The following is a 17,604-nucleotide window of genomic DNA, read 5'->3' as shown; positions in this document are numbered from 1 at the left end:
CCAGCGCGGCGGTGGTGGCCTCTCCGAGAATCTTCATGACTGTTCTTCCTTTCCGGTGTCTGCCGAAACGGGCTCCACCTCGTCCGGGGCGAAGTACAGATACCTGCCGTACCACTCGTGCAACTCGGAAGCGGGATCGTCCATCAGCACGACGCCGACGTGGGTGCCACCGTCGACGTCGGCGTGCACGGTCACCACCCGAGCGAGCTGTCCCGCGAAGAACAGGTCCTGGGCGTCGGCGCGGCGCGACGGATGGATCCGCACGACGGTGTCCTTCGCTACCCGGACGCCGTTGACGATCACGCCGTCGACGTCGGGGCGCACGGCGGTGTCGGCGTCCGGATCCCACCACGGCACGTCGTCGGTCAGTTCCGGGACGAGGCCCATGTCGGGGAGGCCCCGCTGCTCCGGGAGGTCGGGGCTCGGGAAATGCGGGTTTCGCAGGACGCCGTGCATCTGGGCGAGCGTCGCCGGCGACATCTGCTCGCAGCGGTCGATGATCTGGGCGGCGAGCGGGTCGGTGGCGCGGGCCTGACGCTTCTCCTCCTCGGTGAGGGTCATGACCCGCAGGGTGAGGATCTCGTCGATCTCGGTGGCGTCGAACAGGGCGCCGTCGCTCTGCTCGGCCACCTCCGGGTGGTCGTACAGGATGATCGGCGACACCAGGACGAGGTCCGTCTCCCCCGGCAGCCCGGCCAGCACGGGGTAGCAGCGTTCCTGATGGCAGGTCGACGCGAGCGGCGCGGCGTCGTCGGGCGGCTCGAGCAGCGACACGAACTCGGCGTCCTCCGCAGCCAACATCAGGTGCGCCCCGATCAGCGAATGCCTGATGGCCGAATCCTTCGACCACGTGCCGATCGCGTCGATCTTCACGTTCTCGATCGACACCCGCAGCACGTCCAGTCCGTCGTGCCGGTCGCTGCCGACGCGGACGACGGCGCGCAGCGGCCACCTGGTCCGCACCACGCGCCCGGCGAGGGTGCCGTCGTCCGCGCGCAACTCCTCGACGTCCACTCCCCCCTCGACGTCCACGTCGAGCCGGCAGTCCTCGAGCTCCTCGGCCGGGAACACCGCGCCCAGGTCGATCTCGCGTTCCACCGCCTCGTCCCACGACAGCCAGCTGCGGCCGGCGACGGTGAGCTCCCCGACCGGCTCGAACCCGGACCCCACGGCCTTCTCCACCTCACGCACCTGCAGTTGCAGGAAACGGACGGTCACCGACACGCCGGACCGCTGACCCGCACGGGGGCGCAACAGCGTCTGACAGGACAGGCGCGGTTCCTCGCCGACTCCCGATTCCGTCGCACCCGGCGGTCCGAGGACGCCGAACTGCCACCGCGATTGGTTCTTCGACGAACTCGCACGATACGGATACAGCAGGTAGCCCTCGTAGAGGACCGCGTCGGCCACGGCCCGTACTCGCTGCAGGGACGCCGGGGAGATCATGCGATCACCTCCCCGGCTCCCTGCAGCAGGTTCGCGATGGCGACGTCCAGTCCGAGGAGTCCGTGCGCCGCCTTGTATTTCGCCAGTGCCGCCAGTGTGTCGTGGTCGAGGCGCACCCAGCCCGTATTCGGGTAGTGCGCCCGGACGAGTTCGCGCCACGCCGCCACCGGCAGGTCGTACGTCGATTCGCGGTCCCACGGGATCCGTTCCACACCGAACCCGGCGACCCCGCGCGTGAAGACCGTTCCACTGAACAGGAACACCAGCGGCACCGTCGACCCGGCCTCATCCAGGGCGTGCAGGTACTTCGAGGCCGTCACCTCGAAGTCGTACGTGCACGGCAGCGGCAACTCCACCACGCTCGACCCGGTGAACCCCTGGGCGACGGTGCTGGTCTGCATCCACTGGAACGGCTTCAGCGTCGACGTCCACCGCTCGCGGGGCCCGAACAGATCGAGCAGGCCCTCCACCTCGGCGTCCGTGTAGCGACGGCGCTGCGGCTCGATGCGGACCTGGCACCGCACGGCCATCGCGTGCACGACGGCGCCGCTCGACTCCGTAACCTCCACCCGCGCAGTCAGATTCGGCGCAACCGCGAACGGTTCCGGGAACACGTCTTCCACACGAAAAGTCAACTCGGTCACGTCGGCTCCTTCGCGACGCGACTGCGTGCCTTCACGTCGTCGAAGAACGTGTCGATGACCCGCCGTGCGTCCTGGCCGCCGTCGAATCCCCGCCACACCTGCCGCAACTGCCCCACCAACTGGTAGCAGGCGTCGATGGGTACGAGATAGCACTCGGGGTCCCCCTCGCCGTGTTCGGGGACCCGCAGCAACAGGGCTTCCGTGTCGGCGGACAGCTGGCCGAGCGCGGGGTTCACCGCGAGCACACCGTCCCATGCGTCGAGGGACAGTTCCGATTCGGTCGCGCCTGCCGGACCGGGATAGAACGCGACGGTCTTGGCCAGCAGCGAATTCCGGAACACGAACGCGAGCCCGACGGGGATCTCCAGGTCGTCCCAGCGACCGGGGGCGAGTTCGAAGTTCGGAAACGACAGGTAGCGTTCCGGGACCGCCCGGAAACGCAGTTCCGCGTTTTCGTCGGTGAACAGCAGGTAGCATCCGCGGCACACGCACATCAATTGCCGGTCCTGCACGTTCACGACGTGCTGGTGGGCGTCGGCGATCGGCACGGCGCACATGTCGCACCATTCCCCGACCACCGGTTTGGGCCGCTCGGACGCGATGCGCTGCAGAATGCGCAGCCCGTTCCCCGACGGGCTCATCACGCCACCTCCGCGGCGGGCACGGCCACGGAGACGACGCCGTCGCGCACGAGGACCGGGAGCGGCGAGAGCGTTTCGGCGTCCGCGTCGCCGTCCAGGCGCAGGCCCGCGCGACGCGGGTCGAAATGCGCCCGGCACGACGGGCAGCGCAGCACCGCGTCCCCCGCCTGACCGCCCGCCTTCCGTTGCAGCGTGGCCCCGGCCAGCGAGTGGGTGCAGGCGGCGCACCGGTCGCGGTAGGCGAACAACTGCTCCCCGATCCGGCACACCAGGATCGGCAGCCCGGCGACGGAGAACCCGGCCACCTCCCCGGGTGTCAGTTCCTCGAGTTCGGGCACCGACACCCACGTCCCGGTGCCGCTCGACCCGTCCAATCCGTTCGGATGAACATGGGAGAACAGCGATTCCGCGGCGATCAACCCGGAACCGGCGGCCGGGGTGGCGCCCACCACCTCGATGTCCACGGTCTCCGGTGCGGCGGCCAGCACGGCGTCCTTGACGGCGAGTTCCAACGTCACCGCAGACGACGGGCAGCTCTGACAACTGCCGGTCAGCCGTAACCGCACCACACCGTCCACCACGCCGAGCAGTTCGACGTCACCGCCATGGGAGCCCAGGTAGGGGCGCACGCTGTCGAGTGCGGAGGCGACCCTCGTCTCGACATCGTGCGGATGGAGTCCGTTCACGAGGAGCAGGCTGGCCACGAGTTCGTCGGCGGCGAGACGTTCGACGAGGTCGTCGTCGCGGTCACCGATGATGTCGAGGACACGCTGCAACCCGGCGCCGTAGAGTTCGACCACCTCCCGGACCAGTTGCTCGGCGCGCTCGCGGGCCACCGAGCCACCTGTCGAACTCGCGTCCAACAGGCTGTCGATCCGTTCGCCGGCTGTCCGCCACCGATCGGGGTCGTCTGCTACTTCGTCACTCCCCCACGTCTCCGATCCGCCACTCTCCATGCGTACCCCGTCACTCGCCGGTCACGGACTGGGTGGGCGAATGCAGCTTCTCCAGCGTCTTTCCCTCGCCGAGATACATGTGCACACCGCACGGCAGGCAGGGATCGAAACTGCGGACGGTCCGCATGATGTCGATGCCCTTGAAGTGCTCCCGATCGTTCTCCTCGAAGATCGGCTGGCCCTGCACCGCGTCCTCGTACGGCCCCGGTGTACCGAAGCTGTCGCGGGGGTTGGCGTTCCACGGCGTCGGCGGATACGGGTGATAGTTCGCGATCTTGCCGTCGCGAATCACCATGTGGTGCGACAGGACTCCGCGCACCGCCTCCGTGAAGCCGCAGCCGATCCCCTCGTCGGGGACGTCGAACTTCTCCCACGTCTTCGTGTGCCCGGCCCGGATCTCGGCGAGCGCCTGCTCCGCGAAGTGCAGCGCACACGCCGCCGCATAGGCCTGGAAGTAGGTCCGCGCCCGGTCCCGCTCGATCGTGTTGCTGCCGTACTCCGGGATCTTCCATTCGAACTCGACCGGGCCCTTCAGCGCGGTCTTCGGCAGGTTGATCTTCACGCTGTGACCGGTCGACTGCACGTACCCGATGTCGACGAGGCCCGCGAGGGCGGTACTCCAGAGCCGGGCCAGTGGCCCGCCGCCGGTGTCCAGCGCGAGGTGGTCGGTGCCGTCGAACCACCGCGGCGACATCACCCAGCTGTACTTGTCCTCCATGTCGCGTTTCTGCGGGTGCGGGTTGGTGTGCTGGTTCCACGGATGCCTGCGGTCGACCTGGTTCCCGAGCGGATCGTTCCTCACGAACATCTCCTGGTCGGTCCAGTCGTCGTAATACGAACTGCCCAACAGGATTCGGATACCCAGGTTGATGTCGACGAGTGACGTCGTGACCAGCTTTCCGTCCACCACGACGCCGGGCGTCACGAACATCGCACGGCCCCACTTCTCCATGTCCTTGTAGGAGAAGTTGCACACCGCGGGATCCTGGAACGAACCCCAGCAGCCGAGGAGGGTCCGGCGCAGGCCGACCTTCTCGTAGCCGGGCATCGCCTCGTAAAAGAAGTCGAACAGGTCGTCGTGCATGGGGACGACCTTCTTCATGAACTCCACGTAGCGCATCAGACGCGTCGTGTAGTCGGTCATCAGCTGAATCGTCGCGACCGTTCCCACACCACCCGGGTACAGGGTGGACGGGTGCACGTGCCGACCCTCCATGAGGCAGAACATCTCTCGGGTCCACCGGCTGACCTGCAACGCCTCCCGGTAGAACTCACCGGTGAACGGGTTCAGCGACCGCATGATGTCGGCGATGGTCTTGTAGCCGTGCTCCCCGGCGTGCGGCGCCTCGGTCTTCTCGGCCTGCGCCAGCACCCCCGGATTCGTCTCGGAGACCATCTTCTCGCAGAAGTCCACACCGACGAGGTTCTCCTGAAAGATGTTGTGATCGAACATGTATTCCGCGGCCTCGCCGAGGTTGACGATCCACTCGCCGATGTTCGGGGGCTTCACACCATAGGCCATGTTCTGGGTGTAGCACGAACACGTCGCGTGGTTGTCACCACAGATGCCGCAGATCCGGCTCGTGATGAAGTGGGCGTCGCGGGGGTCCTTACCCTTCATGAAAATCGAATAGCCGCGGAAGATCGACGAAGTGCTGTGGCACTCCACGACTTCCTTCTGCTTGAAGTCGATCTTCGTATAGATGCCCAGGCTACCCACGATGCGCGTGATCGGATCCCACGCCATCTCGACCAGGCCGTCGGATTCCGACTTGTGCGAAGGTTCCGGAATGATCGTTGTCATCGACGTACCTCTCAGTGTTCGAGGCCGGCGGACCACCGCCCGAGACCCCGAGCGGGACTACCAGGTGCGTGTCGCGCCCGTGGTCAGTTTCGTACCGCGACTGCGCCAGTGCGGCTCTTTGTCCAACGTGTTCTTGGTGATCTTGCGGAGACTGCGAATGGCGGATCCGTACAGCCCTGACGCCGTGGTGGAGAGTTTGCCGCCCGGCGGTTCGTCCATGAACGGCATGAACTTGTCCGGGAAGCCTGGCATCGTGCACCCGATGCAGATACCGCCCACATTCGGGCACCCACCCACACCGTTGATCCAGCCCCGCTTCGGGACGTTGCACTTGACGACCGGACCCCAGCACCCCAGTTTCACGATGCACTTCGGTGAGCCGTACTCGGTGGCGAAATCACCCTGCTCGTAGTAGCCGGCGCGGTCGCAGCCCTCGTGCACCGTGGCGCCGAACAGCCACTGCGGACGCAGCGCGTCGTCGAGCGGAATCATGGGCGCCTGCTCGGTGGCCATGTAGAGGAGATATGTCAACGTCTCCGACAGATTGTCCGGCTGGATCGGGCAACCGGGAACGCAGACGATCGGAATGCCCGCCTTCGACTTCCAGTCCCAGCCGAGATAATCGGGAACACCCATCGCCCCGGTCGGGTTGCCCGCCATCGCGTGGATGCCGCCGTACGTCGCGCACGTGCCCGCCGCGACGATCGCCGTCGCCTTCGGAGCCAGACGATCGAGCCACTCACTCGTCGTCACCGGCTGACCGGTCTCGGGATTGTTGCCGAAGCCGCACCAGTAACCCTCGTCGTGAAGTTGCTCGTTCGGGATGGAACCCTCCACCACCAGCACGAAAGGTTCGAGTTCGCCGCGATCCGCCTTCCAGAACCATTCCAGGAAGTCGTTGGCGCCGCCCTCCGGACCGTTGTCGAAGTCGATCAGCGGCCAGTGCACGGCCACTTTGGGCAGGCCCGGCAGGGCTCCCAGGGCAATCTCCTCGACACTGGGCTGCGTCGCAGCCGTCAAGGCCACCGAATCGCCGTCGCAACTGAGTCCCGCATTGATCCACAGCACGTGAATCAGGGTGTCCTCGGCGTTGATTGCTTCCTGTGTCGGCATATCAGGTCGCTTTCCGGAGTGAACACAACTCCTGTCGCCACCGGAGTCGACCGTCGGCCCACCTGCGTGGCGCTGATATTTATTTAGCTCCGCCGCCGAGCGGATGTCAACGGTCCCCGGCGCGTCGCGCCGCGTCGTCCGGCCCCGTCGTGTAATGGCTTCATTGCTTCGCGATCCAGTCGTACCACTGCTGGATGCCCTGACCGGTCGTCGCCGACAATGTGATCATCTGCAGGTCCGGGTTCACCGACCGGGCGTACTTCGCGCAGAGGTCGACGTCGAAGTCCACGTACGGCAACAGGTCCGCCTTGTTCACGATCACCAGGTTCGCCGCCGCGAACATGTGCGGATACTTGAGCGGCTTGTCCGTCCCCTCGGTCACCGAGATCACCACCACCCGGCTTTTCTCTCCGAGATCGAACAGTGCCGGACAGACGAGATTCCCCACGTTCTCGATGAACAGCAGCGAATTCGGCTCGGGGTCCAGGGCGGTCAGCGCATCCCGCATCATCTCGGCGTCGAGATGACACCCGGCGCCCGTGTTCACCTGCACCACAGCACATCCCGTCGCCTTGATGCGGTTGGCGTCGAGCATCGTCTCCTGGTCGCCCTCCACCACCGAGACCCGACGCTGCCCACCGATGTCGGCGATGGTGCGTTCGAGCAGCGTCGTCTTCCCGGACCCGGGCGAACTCATCACGTTGAGGGCGAGCACCCCGCGCCCCGCCAGCCAGCCCCGGTTGCGCTCGGCCGTGAGGTCGTTCTTCGCCAGCACCTTCTGTTCGAGGGTGACCGTCTCGGTTCTGTGCTCGTGCGTGTGTGGGTGCTCGTGGTCGTGCGGGTGTTCGTGAGTGTGCTCGTGGGGGTGCTCGTGGTCGTGGGGGTGCTCGTGCTCGTGGGGGTGCTCGTGGTCGTGGGGGTGCTCGTGGTCGTGCGGGTGCTCGTGGGGCACCGTGATCCTGGTCCCCGTCTCGTCTCCGCATCCACAGGTGGCACACATTTGCGTCAGCTCACTTCCATCGAGAGGATTCGTAGTTCCCGACCCGACGTGACCTCCACGTCCGCACTTCCGCACGGGCACAGCAACACCAGGTCCGTGAGCACGAAGTCGCCGCCGCATTCACGGCAGTGCGCACCGCCCGGCGTGTGGTCGATGTCGAGACGGGCACCGTGCGCGACGGTCCCTTCGGTGACCAGTTCGAAACAGAACTGCATCGAATCGGCGACCACCGCAGTCAGCGCCCCCACCTGCACCCGCACGCTGTGGACCGTCCGTCCCGCGGCGGTCTCGCAGACGGCGTCGACGACGCTCTGGGTGATTGCCAATTCGTGCATCACGGCCCCGCTTACGGACTCGTCACTATCCTGTTCGAGCGTAGCGCTTCGCACCCGTGAGTACTTGTTAACCGCCGGCGGTTAAGAAGTACTCACAGGCGTTCGATGATGGTGACGTTCGCGGTGCCGCCGCCTTCGCAGATGGTCTGCAGTCCGTAGCGGCCGCCGGTGCGTTCGAGTTCGTTGAGGAGCGTCGCCATCAGCTTGGTGCCGGTCGCACCGAGGGGGTGGCCGAGGGCGATCGCGCCGCCGTTGACGTTGACCTTCGCCGGGTCGGCGCCGATCTCCGCGAGCCACGCGAGGACCACCGGCGCGAAGGCCTCGTTGATCTCGACCAGGTCGATGTCGTCGATGCTCAGGCCGGTCTTCTCCAGCGCGTAGCGGGTCGCGGGGATCGGCGCGCTGAGCATGAAGATCGGGTCGGCGCCGCGAGCACTGAGGTGGTGGATGCGGGCGCGGGGCGTCAGGCCGTACCGCTCGACCGCTTCCGGTGAGGCCAGCAGCACCGCGCTCGCACCGTCGGAGATCTGGCTCGCGACCGCGGCCGTGAGTCGTCCACCGTCGGTGAGGGTATTCAGCGCCGCCATCTTCTCGAGGCTGGTCTCGCGCGGACCCTCGTCGGTGGTGAAGTCGCCCACCGGCACGATCTCGCGGTCGAAGCGACCCTCGGCGATGGCGGTCCGCGCCCGCTCGTGGCTCTGCAGCGCCCAGCGTTCGAGGGCCTCGCGGCTGATGTCCCACTTGTCCGCGATCAGTTCGGCGCCGTGGAATTGCGATACCTCCTGGTCGCCGTAGCGTTCGGCCCAGCCCGTCGATCCGCCGAACGGGGTGTCGAATCCGTACTGCTGCCCGACCACCATCGCCGACGCGATCGGGATCTGGCTCATGTTCTGCACACCGCCCGCGACGATCAGGTCGGCGGTGCCGCTGAGGATCGCCTGCGCACCGAAGTGGACGGCCTGCTGGCTCGACCCGCACTGCCGGTCGACCGTGACCCCTGGGACCTCTTCCGGGTAGCCGGCGGCGAGCCACGCGGTGCGGGCGATGTTGCCTGCCTGTCCGCCGATCGCGTCGACACAACCGAAGACGACGTCGTCGACACCGGCCGGGTCGATGCCCGTGCGCTCGACGACGGCCTTGATGACGTGCGCACCCAGGTCTGCGGGATGCACGCCGGACAGGCCACCGTTCTTCTTGCCGATCGGGGTGCGAACGGCGTCGACGATGTAGGCCTCGGTCATGTGAAACTCCTAGTCAGTGTTAAGGACTCGCAAGTCCGTCGAGGACGATCGAGAGATACTGCTTGGCCACGGTGTCGACCGTGACGGAACCGCCGGGCCGGTACCAGCGGACGGCGACCCAGGCGGTGTCGCGGAGGAAGCGGAAGGCGAGTTCGACGTCGATGTCGGCCCGGAAGCTGCCGTCCTTCACCCCCGCCTCGAGCACACCCATCCACAGGTCGCGGAATTCGGTGTTCAGTTCGGACAGGTACGTGAAGCGCTCGTTGGCGACGAGATGCTTCACCTCGTCCTGGTAGATCGCGACCGCCGCATGCGACGCGTCGATCGCCTCGTAGGACGTGGTGACCAGCGCTTCGAGGGTCGCGCGGCTGTCGAGTCCGGATGCGACGATCTCGCGGTACTTGCCGAACAGGTCGTCGAGGAAGCCCCGTAGGATTTCGTCGACCATCGACTCCTTGGAGTCGAAGTGGTGGTACAGGCTGCCCGACAGGATGCCCGCGGCGTCGGCGATGTCGCGCACGGTGGTGGCCCTCAGGCCGCGTTCGGCGAAGAGGGTGGCCGCGATGTCGAGGAGTTCGGTCCTGCGTCCGGTCTTGCCGGTGGTGTCGTCGGGGGGTGGAGTCATCGTCACATCCTATCAACCAAGCGCTTGCTAGGGCCTCCGGCCCCGTGAGTGGTTAAGGAGTCCAGACACTCGTTAACCACGCACGGGGCGGCTACGCCCTCTGCGACGAGATCGACACGACCTCGCCGGTGAGGTAGGTGGTGTAGTCGCTGGCGAGCATGGCGATGGTGGCGGCGATTTCCCACACCTCGGCGGCGCGGCCGAAGGCCTCGTCGGATGCCAGTTTGTCGAGGAGTTCCTCGCTGGTGACCTTGGCGAGGAAGGCGTGCCGGGCGATGGACGGTGCGACGGCGTTGATCCGGACCCCGTATTCGGCGGCCTCGATCGCGCTGCACCGGGTGAGGGCCATGACGCCGGCCTTCGCCGCCGCGTAGTGCGCCTGCGAGTGCTGCGCCCGCCAGCCGAGGACGGACGCGTTGTTGACGAGGACGCCGGTGTGCTCGACGCCCTTGAAGTAGCGCAGCGCCGCGCGGGTGGCGCGGAATGTCCCGTTCAGGGTGATGTCGAGAACGCGATCCCATTCCTCGTCGGTCATGTCGACGAGCGGCGTCTCGCCGCCGAGTCCGGCGTTGTTGACGAGGACGTCGATCCGGCCGAGGGCGTCGGCCGCCCCGGAAATCAGCGCGTCCACCTGTTCGGTGCTCGACACGTCGCACGTCAGCGCCTCGACGACCTGCCCGGGAAATTCCGCGGCCAGTTTCTCCTTCGCCTCGGTGAGGCGGCGTTCGTGCCAGTCCGACACCAGGACGTCGGCGCCTTCGAGCAGGGCACGACGCGCGGACGCGTAGCCGATGCCGGTGCCCGCCGCGGCGGTGACGACGACCTTCTTTCCTTTCAGCAGGTCGTGGCCCGGCGTCTCGACGGGTGCGGTGGCGAGCGGTGCGGGTTTTGTCACGGTCGTGCCTCTCGGGGGAGTCCGAGCACGCGCTCGGAGATGATGTTGCGCTGGATCTCGTTGGATCCGCCGTAGATGGTGTCGGCGCGGGTGAACAGGAACAGCCGCTGCCATTCGCCGAGTTCGAGATGTTCGGGGTCGGTGATGTCGGACGTCGGGTCGACGGGGGCGAGGAGCGACGACGCACCCTGCACCTCCATCGCCAGCTGACCGAGGTCGCGGTGCCAGTTGGCCCACAGCAGTTTCGCGACGGACGCCTCGGGTCCGGACGTTCCGGCGTCGACGGCCTCGAGGGTCCGCAGGGCGTGGGCGCGCATGACGCGCAGTCCCACCCAGGCGCGGGCGATCTTCTCGCGAATGTTCGGGTCGGATGCTGCGCCGGTGGTTTTCGCGAGGTCGACGACGCCCTGCAGTTCGCGGGCGAATCCGATCTGCTGCCCGAGTGTGGACACGCCGCGTTCGAAGGTGAGCAGCCCCATCGCGACCCGCCAGCCGTCACCGGGTTCCGCGACCACCAGATCGGCATCGGTGACGGCGTCGTCGAAGAACACCTCGTTGAACTCGGACGTGCCGGTGAGTTGCTGGATGGGCCGGACCGTGACGCCGGGTTGGTCCAGAGGCACGAGCAGGAAGCTCAGCCCCTGGTGCCGCTTCGACCCGGGTTCGGTGCGACACAGCACGAACGCCCACTGCGCAACGTGCGCGAGCGACGTCCACACCTTCTGGCCGTTGATCACCCACTTGTCGCCGTCGAGTCGTGCGGTGGTCGCGACGTTGGCGAGGTCGGAGCCGGCACCGGGCTCGGAGTAGCCCTGCGCCCACAGTTCGGTGACGGTGTTGATCCCCGGCAGGAAGCGTCGTTTCTGGTCCTCGGTGCCGAACGCGATGAGCGTCGGTCCGAGCAGTTCCTCGCCGACGTGACTGACGCGTGCCGGTGCCCCCGCCTTCGCGTATTCCTCGTGGAACACCACCTGCTGCGCCAGGGTCGCTCCGCGCCCGCCGTATTCCTTCGGCCAGCCGAGGCACGTCCATCCGGCGGCCGCCAGGTGCCGGTCCCAGGCGAGCCGTTCCTCGAAGAACTCGTGCTCGCTCCCGGGGCCGCCCTTGCCCTTCAGCCGGGCGAAGTCGCCGGTCAGATTGTTGTTCAGCCACGTTCTGACGCTCTCGGCGAAGTCGTCGTCGGTGATCAGCCCGTCCGGGCTCTCGCTCTGGTCCACGTCTGTAAGATAACCTACCAAGCACTTGCTAGGTAGGTAGGGAGCCCAGTGACCGAACATCCGAGAACCATCCCGTCCGCCGTCATCCACGCCGCGCGTGCATACGGCGAGCTTCCGGCGGTGTCCGACGGCGACGTCCGTCTGACCTTCACACAACTGCACGACCGTGTCCGCGATTTCGCCGCCGCACTCTGCTCGCAAGGCGTGCGGCCCGGCGACCACGTCGCGGTGTGGTCGCCCAACACGTATCACTGGGTGGTCGCCGCGCTCGGCATCCACTACGCCGGCGCGACGCTCGTCCCGATCAACACCCGGTACACCGCACCGGAGACCCTCGACATCCTCGAGCGCACCAAGACGACAGCGCTCGTCGTCGCGGGCAACTTCCTCGGCACCGACCGGTACGCGTCGCTGCGCGCCGAGTCGAGCACCCTCGACCTGCCGACGGTCGTCCGCGTGCCCGTCGACGGCGGCGACGCCCCGACCCCGGGTGTCGTCGACTTCGACGACTTCCTCGCCCTCGCCGACGAGGACACCCGCGCCGAGGCCGACGCCCGCGCGGCCGCCGTCTCCCCCGACGACGTCTCCGACGTCATGTTCACCTCGGGCACCACGGGCCGCAGCAAGGGGGTGATGAGCGCGCACCGGCAGTCGGTGGGCATCGCCCGGGCGTGGGGTGAGTGCGCGGAGGTGACGTCGGACGACAACTACCTCATCATCAACCCGTTCTTCCATACCTTCGGCTACAAGGCCGGGTTCCTGGTGTGCCTGCTGAACGGGGTCACCGTCGTGCCGATGGCCGTGTTCGACGTGCCGAAGGTGATGGCAACCGTGCACGACGAGCAGATCACCGTCCTGCCCGGCGCCCCCACGATCTTCCAGTCGATCCTCGACCACCCCGACCGCCCGAAGTACGACCTGTCCAGCCTGCGGGTCGCGATCACCGGCGCGGCCGCGGTGCCCGTCGCCCTGGTGGAACGCATGCAGTCGGAACTCAGCTTCGACGCCGTCCTCACCGCCTACGGCCAGACCGAGGCCGTGGTGGTCACCATGTGCCGGACCGACGACGACCCGGTGACCGTCTCGACCACGTCCGGTCGCGCGATTCCCGGGATGGAGGTCCGGATCGGCGACCACGGCGAGATCCTGGTGCGCGGCGAGAACGTGATGCTCGGCTATCTCGACGACCCCGAAGCGACGGCCAAGACCATCGACGCCGACGGCTGGCTGCACACCGGCGACGTCGGCACGCTCGACGACCGCGGGTACGTCGACATCACCGACCGCCTCAAGGACATGTACATCTCCGGCGGGTTCAATGTGTATCCCGCTGAGGTGGAGAACGCCCTTGCCAGGCTCGACGGTGTCGCGGAGTCTGCCGTCATCGGTGTTGCCGACCAGCGGATGGGCGAGGTCGGGCGCGCGTTCGTCGTGGCGAAGGCGGGTACCGCGCTCGCCGAGGACGACGTGATCGCGTTCTGCAAGGAGCGCCTCGCCAACTTCAAGGTGCCCCGGTCGGTGCGCTTCGTCGACTCCCTCCCCCGGAACCCCTCCGGGAAGGTCATGAAAAACGTTCTGCGTGAGGAGAAGAAATGACGGTTCCGGACGAGGGTGACGTCGTCACCTACGACGTGCGCGACGGTGTCGCATTCGTGACGCTCAACCGCCCCGATTACCGCAACGCCCAGAACTCGGTGATGACGTACGCCCTCGACGCCGCGTTCGAGCGGGCCGTCGAGGACGACGACGTGAAGGTGATCGTCCTCGCCGGCAACGGAAAGCACTTCAGTGCCGGGCACGACATCGGGACCCCGGGCCGCGACCATCACGTCCGTTACGACAACAAGGCCGTGATGTGGTGGGACCACGTCGACAAGCCCGGCGGCGACCAGCGCTACGCCCGCGAGATGGAGGTCTATCTCGGGATGTGCCGTCGCTGGCGGGAGATCCCGAAGCCGACCATCGCGATGATCCAGGGCGCCTGCATCGCCGGCGGTCTGATGCTGGCGTGGGTGTGCGATCTGATCGTCGCGTCGGACGACGCATTCTTCTCCGATCCGGTCGTACGTATGGGCATTCCGGGGGTCGAGTACTTCGCCCATCCGTGGATGCTGGGACCGCGGTTCGCGAAGGAAATCCTGTACACCGGCGACCGGTTCACCGCGCAGCGCGCGTACGAGGTGGGGATGGTCAACCGCGTCGTGCCGCGCGAGGACCTCGAGACGGAGACCCTGGCGATCGCCGGCCGCATCGCCGCGATGCCCCGGTTCGGACTCGCGCTCACCAAGAAGGCCGTCAACCAGTGCGAAGACCAGATGGGCATGCGGAACGGCATGGACTCCGTCTTCGGCCTCCACCACTTCGCACACGCGCACAACGCGGAGATCGACACCGATCCGCTCGGCGGCATGGACGCCAAGTCGATGGCCGCCAGCGCCCGCAACTCGAACGAAGGAGCCAAGTAAGTGGATCTCGAGTTCGACGACGCCACCGTCGCCTTCCGCGAGGAGGTGCGAACCTTTCTGCGCGACAACGTTCCCGCCGAGCCGCTGCCGTCGATGGACACCGCGGAGGGTTTCGAGGCGCACCGCGCGTGGGAACGCACCCTCGCCGACGCCCGGCTGTCGGTCGTGTCGTGGCCGGAGAAACTGGGCGGACGCGACGCGTCGCTGCTGGAATGGGTGGTGTTCGAGGAGGAGTACTACCGCTCGGGTGCGCCCGGACGCGTCAGCCAGAACGGCATCTTCCTGCTCGCGCCGACGCTGTTCGAGCACGCGAACGCCGAGCAGCTGGCCCGCATCATGCCGCGCATGGCCCGCGCCGACGACATCTGGGCGCAGGCCTGGTCGGAGCCCGAGGCGGGCAGCGACCTCGCGTCGCTCCGCTCCACCGCCCGCCGCGTCAACGGTGGCTGGGTGCTGAACGGGCAGAAGACGTGGAGTTCCCGGGCGAGTTTCGCGGACTGGGGCTTCGGGCTGTTCCGGTCCGACCCGGACGCGCAGCGCCACAAGGGCATCACGTATTTCATGTTCGACCTGCGGTCGCAGGGTGTCACCGTCCGGCCGATCGATCAGCTGGACGGCGAACCCGGTTTCGCGGAAATCTTCCTCGAGGACGTCTTCGTGCCGGACGACCCGGCGAACCCCGGCGAGTCGGGCGTGATCGGCGGCGTGAACGAGGGCTGGCGGGTCGCGATGAGCACCGCGTCCAACGAGCGCGGGCTGTCGCTGCGCAGCCCCGGACGGTTCCTCGCCACGGTGGACCGACTGGTCGCGCTGTTCCGGGACAGCGGCCGCACCGACGACACCGCGCTGCGCGACCGGGTCGCCGACGCCTGGATCGGCGCCCGCGCCTACCAGCTGAACACGTTCGGCACCGTCACCCGGCTCGCCGACGGCGGGCAACTGGGAGCCGAGTCGTCGATCAACAAGGTGTTCTGGTCGGAGTGGGACATCACGACGCACGAGACCGCGCTCGAGTTGCAGGGCGCCTCGGCGGAGCTCGCGGACAACTGGACGGACGGCTACCTGTTCTCCCTGTCCGGCCCGATCTACGCCGGCACCAACGAGATTCAGAAGAACGTGATCGCCGAGCGGCTGCTCGGCCTACCGAAGGCAGATCGATGAGATTCACACTCGACTCCTCCCATCAGGACTTCGCGTCCAGCATCGACGCGCTGCTGTCGAAGGCCGACATGCCGGCGGTGATCCGGTCGTGGAACACCGGCGACACCGGCCCCGGCCTGAAGGTGTGGCAGCGCCTCGCCGAGACGGGCGTGAACGGACTGCTGGTGTCCGAGGAACACGACGGACTCGGCGCCGACACCGTCGACCTCGTGGTGGCCGTCGAACAACTCGGACGCCACGCCGTTCCCGGCCCGGTGGCCGAAACCGTCGCCGTCGCACCGGCCCTGCTTGCGCAGGCGGCCCCGGACCGGTTGTCGGCGTTGGCTTCTGGTTTGCTCGCCACGGTCGCCGCCGGCCCGCACGTGCCGTTCGCGGTGGACGCGGACTCGGCCGATCTGGTCCTGCTCGTCGACGGCACGACGCTGAACCTCGGACGGGCCGGGGCGGTGCAGAACTCGGTGGATCAGTCGCGGCGGTTGTTCCCGCTGACCGCCGGCAAGACCCTCGGTGACGTGGACTTCGCGCCTGCGTTCGACCTCGGCGCCCTCGCGACCGCGGCGCAACTGCAGGGGCTCGGGCAGACCCTGCTCGACGTCACCACCGACTACGCCAAGCAGCGCAAGCAGTTCGGCAAACCGATCGGACAGTTCCAGGCGATCAAGCATCACCTGGCGGAAGTGGCTGTCGGGCTGGAGATGTCGCGGCCGCTGCTGCACGGTGCGGCGCTGGCCGTGCGGGACGTGTCGGCCGACAGTTTCCGAGACGTGTCGGCCGCGAAGGTGGCGTGCGGAGATGCCGCGTACCGGGCGGCGCGGGTGGCGCTGCAGGTGCACGGCGCCATCGGGTACACGCAGGAGCACGATTTGTCGCTGTGGCTGACGAAGGTCCGCGCGCTCGTGTCCGCTTGGGGCACACCGGCCTTCCACCGCGGACGCGTCGTCGATTCACTGGTGGAGGCGTCGTGAGTTTCGACAACGAGGAACGGGCCGCGCTCCGGTCGTCGGTCCGGGATCTGCTGGGTAAGCACTCCGACTCCGCCGCCGTCCGCCGGGCGATCACCACTGAGCACGGCTACGACAATGCGCTGTGGTCCAGATTGTGCGAGCAGATCGGCGTCGCCGCGCTGGCCATTCCGGAGAAGTACGACGGCGTCGGGGCGTCGCTGCTGGAAGTTCATGTGGTGCAGGAAGAGCTGGGCCGCACGCTGACACCGTCGCCGATGCTCGGCAGCGCGGTGCTGGCCGCGCAGGCGCTCGTGTTGTCGGGGGACGACGACGCGTGCGCCCGGCTGCTTCCCGGCATCGCGGCGGGCTCGGTGGCGGCACTGTGCTGGGCGGGTGCGGACGGCTGGTCCGGTTTCGGCGTGACGGCGTCGGGCGAGACGCTGTCGGGGACGGCGTCGTACGTCCTCGGCGGTGACGTCGCGGACGTGCTGCTGGTCCTCACGTCCGAAGGCCTGTTCGAGATCGACCCGGCCGCCGACGGCGTCACCCGGCGTCGGGTGCCGGCGATGGACCCGACGCGCACGCTATCGGAGGTCGTGTTCGACGGCGTCGTGGCACGCAGGCTCGTCTCCCCCACCGACCTCGTCGAGCAGGTGCGTACCGTCGCGCTGGTCGCGCTGTCGGCGGAACAGGTCGGCGCGGCGGCTGCGGCGCTGGAACAGACGGTCGAATATGCGAAGTCGCGCAAGCAGTTCGGGCGTGCCATCGGATCGTTCCAGGCACTGAAACACCGCATGGCCGACATGTACGCCCTCGTCGCGACGGCTCGGTCGATGTCATACGCCGCGGCGCTGTCGGGGACGCACGACGATGCCGTCGTCGCGAAGGTGTACTGCTCGGAGACGCTGCAACAGGTCGCGGCCGAGGCCATCCAACTGCACGGCGGCATCGCCATCACCTGGGAACACGACGCGCAGCTGTACTTCAAACGCGCGCACGGGAGCGCACAGCTCTTCGGGCAGCCGCGGGACTACCTCGCCGAGCTCGCTACCGCCGCCGGACTGTAGGCGGCTCCGCCGCCCGTGCGTGGTTAACGAGTCTCTGCACTCGTCAACCA

The 17,604-nt window shown here is 67.6% G+C and carries 17 protein-coding genes; 5 read left to right on the top strand and 12 right to left on the bottom strand.

Features of this window, described 5'->3' with window-relative positions; genetic code table 11:
- Positions 1-33 precede the first annotated feature (33 nt).
- From P3H15_RS12265 to P3H15_RS12210, 12 genes are all read right to left on the bottom strand, one after another.
- Entirely contained in the window at positions 34-1,446 is a 1,413-nt protein-coding gene (locus P3H15_RS12265; protein ID WP_276137478.1) for a hypothetical protein, read from the bottom strand.
- Complete coding sequence (locus P3H15_RS12260) at positions 1,443-2,090, bottom strand: DUF6084 family protein (protein WP_276137477.1); 648 nt, start codon at positions 2,088-2,090, stop codon at positions 1,443-1,445. Before P3H15_RS12260 ends, P3H15_RS12265 begins: the two co-directional genes overlap by 4 nt.
- Positions 2,087-2,731, bottom strand: coding sequence for a DUF5947 family protein (locus P3H15_RS12255; RefSeq protein WP_276137476.1), 645 nt, complete (start codon positions 2,729-2,731; stop codon positions 2,087-2,089). Before P3H15_RS12255 ends, P3H15_RS12260 begins: the two co-directional genes overlap by 4 nt.
- Positions 2,731-3,687, bottom strand: a complete 957-nt coding sequence (locus P3H15_RS12250; protein ID WP_276137475.1) for a NifU family protein — start codon at positions 3,685-3,687, stop codon at positions 2,731-2,733. Before P3H15_RS12250 ends, P3H15_RS12255 begins: the two co-directional genes overlap by 1 nt.
- A 10-nt stretch (positions 3,688-3,697) precedes the next feature.
- Positions 3,698-5,491 carry a nickel-dependent hydrogenase large subunit gene (locus tag P3H15_RS12245; protein ID WP_276137474.1) on the bottom strand — a complete coding sequence of 598 codons (1,794 nt, stop codon included), beginning with the start codon at positions 5,489-5,491 and terminating at the stop codon, positions 3,698-3,700.
- A 57-nt stretch (positions 5,492-5,548) separates the two neighbouring features.
- Positions 5,549-6,604 (bottom strand): hydrogenase expression protein HypE, encoded by a 1,056-nt coding sequence (locus P3H15_RS12240; protein WP_072938985.1) that lies wholly within the window; start codon positions 6,602-6,604, stop codon positions 5,549-5,551.
- A gap of 160 nt (positions 6,605-6,764) precedes the next feature.
- Entirely contained in the window at positions 6,765-7,604 is an 840-nt protein-coding gene (gene hypB, locus P3H15_RS12235; RefSeq protein ID WP_276137473.1) for a hydrogenase nickel incorporation protein HypB, read from the bottom strand.
- Positions 7,605-7,609: 5 nt separating this feature from the next.
- Positions 7,610-7,939: a hydrogenase maturation nickel metallochaperone HypA gene (locus P3H15_RS12230; protein WP_276137472.1), complete on the bottom strand. Its 330-nt coding sequence runs from the start codon at positions 7,937-7,939 to the stop codon at positions 7,610-7,612.
- 92 nt (positions 7,940-8,031) lie between these two features.
- Positions 8,032-9,180 carry an acetyl-CoA C-acetyltransferase gene (locus P3H15_RS12225; RefSeq protein WP_276137471.1) on the bottom strand — a complete coding sequence of 383 codons (1,149 nt, stop codon included), beginning with the start codon at positions 9,178-9,180 and terminating at the stop codon, positions 8,032-8,034.
- A gap of 19 nt (positions 9,181-9,199) precedes the next feature.
- On the bottom strand, positions 9,200-9,805 hold the full coding sequence (locus P3H15_RS12220; RefSeq protein ID WP_276137470.1) for a TetR/AcrR family transcriptional regulator: 606 nt from the start codon (positions 9,803-9,805) through the stop codon (positions 9,200-9,202).
- Positions 9,806-9,896: 91 nt separating this feature from the next.
- The gene (locus tag P3H15_RS12215; protein WP_276137469.1) at positions 9,897-10,700 is read right to left on the bottom strand and encodes an SDR family oxidoreductase; all 804 of its coding nucleotides are present in this window, start codon (positions 10,698-10,700) and stop codon (positions 9,897-9,899) included.
- Positions 10,697-11,917 carry an acyl-CoA dehydrogenase family protein gene (locus tag P3H15_RS12210; protein ID WP_276137468.1) on the bottom strand — a complete coding sequence of 407 codons (1,221 nt, stop codon included), beginning with the start codon at positions 11,915-11,917 and terminating at the stop codon, positions 10,697-10,699. Before P3H15_RS12210 ends, P3H15_RS12215 begins: the two co-directional genes overlap by 4 nt.
- Before the next feature lie 48 nt (positions 11,918-11,965).
- On the opposite strand from P3H15_RS12210, the gene fadD3 reads away from it, so the two are divergent.
- From fadD3 to P3H15_RS12185, 5 genes are read left to right on the top strand one after another with little or no spacing between them, the layout of a single operon-like run.
- The gene (gene fadD3 / locus P3H15_RS12205) at positions 11,966-13,513 is read left to right on the top strand and encodes a 3-[(3aS,4S,7aS)-7a-methyl-1,5-dioxo-octahydro-1H-inden-4-yl]propanoyl:CoA ligase (RefSeq protein ID WP_276137467.1); all 1,548 of its coding nucleotides are present in this window, start codon (positions 11,966-11,968) and stop codon (positions 13,511-13,513) included.
- Positions 13,510-14,382 (top strand): enoyl-CoA hydratase, encoded by an 873-nt coding sequence (locus tag P3H15_RS12200; RefSeq protein ID WP_276137466.1) that lies wholly within the window; start codon positions 13,510-13,512, stop codon positions 14,380-14,382. Before fadD3 ends, P3H15_RS12200 begins: the two co-directional genes overlap by 4 nt.
- Positions 14,383-15,543, top strand: coding sequence for an acyl-CoA dehydrogenase family protein (locus P3H15_RS12195; RefSeq protein WP_276137465.1), 1,161 nt, complete (start codon positions 14,383-14,385; stop codon positions 15,541-15,543).
- Positions 15,540-16,508 (top strand): acyl-CoA dehydrogenase family protein, encoded by a 969-nt coding sequence (locus P3H15_RS12190; RefSeq protein WP_276137464.1) that lies wholly within the window; start codon positions 15,540-15,542, stop codon positions 16,506-16,508. Before P3H15_RS12195 ends, P3H15_RS12190 begins: the two co-directional genes overlap by 4 nt.
- On the top strand, positions 16,505-17,554 hold the full coding sequence (locus P3H15_RS12185; RefSeq protein ID WP_276137463.1) for an acyl-CoA dehydrogenase family protein: 1,050 nt from the start codon (positions 16,505-16,507) through the stop codon (positions 17,552-17,554). Before P3H15_RS12190 ends, P3H15_RS12185 begins: the two co-directional genes overlap by 4 nt.
- Positions 17,555-17,604 lie beyond the last annotated feature (50 nt).

Source organism: Rhodococcus sp. T2V (genome assembly GCF_029269925.1).
Taxonomy (GTDB): Bacteria; Actinomycetota; Actinomycetes; order Mycobacteriales; family Mycobacteriaceae; genus Rhodococcus_F; species Rhodococcus_F koreensis.
This window is presented reverse-complemented; position numbering and strand designations above follow the sequence as displayed.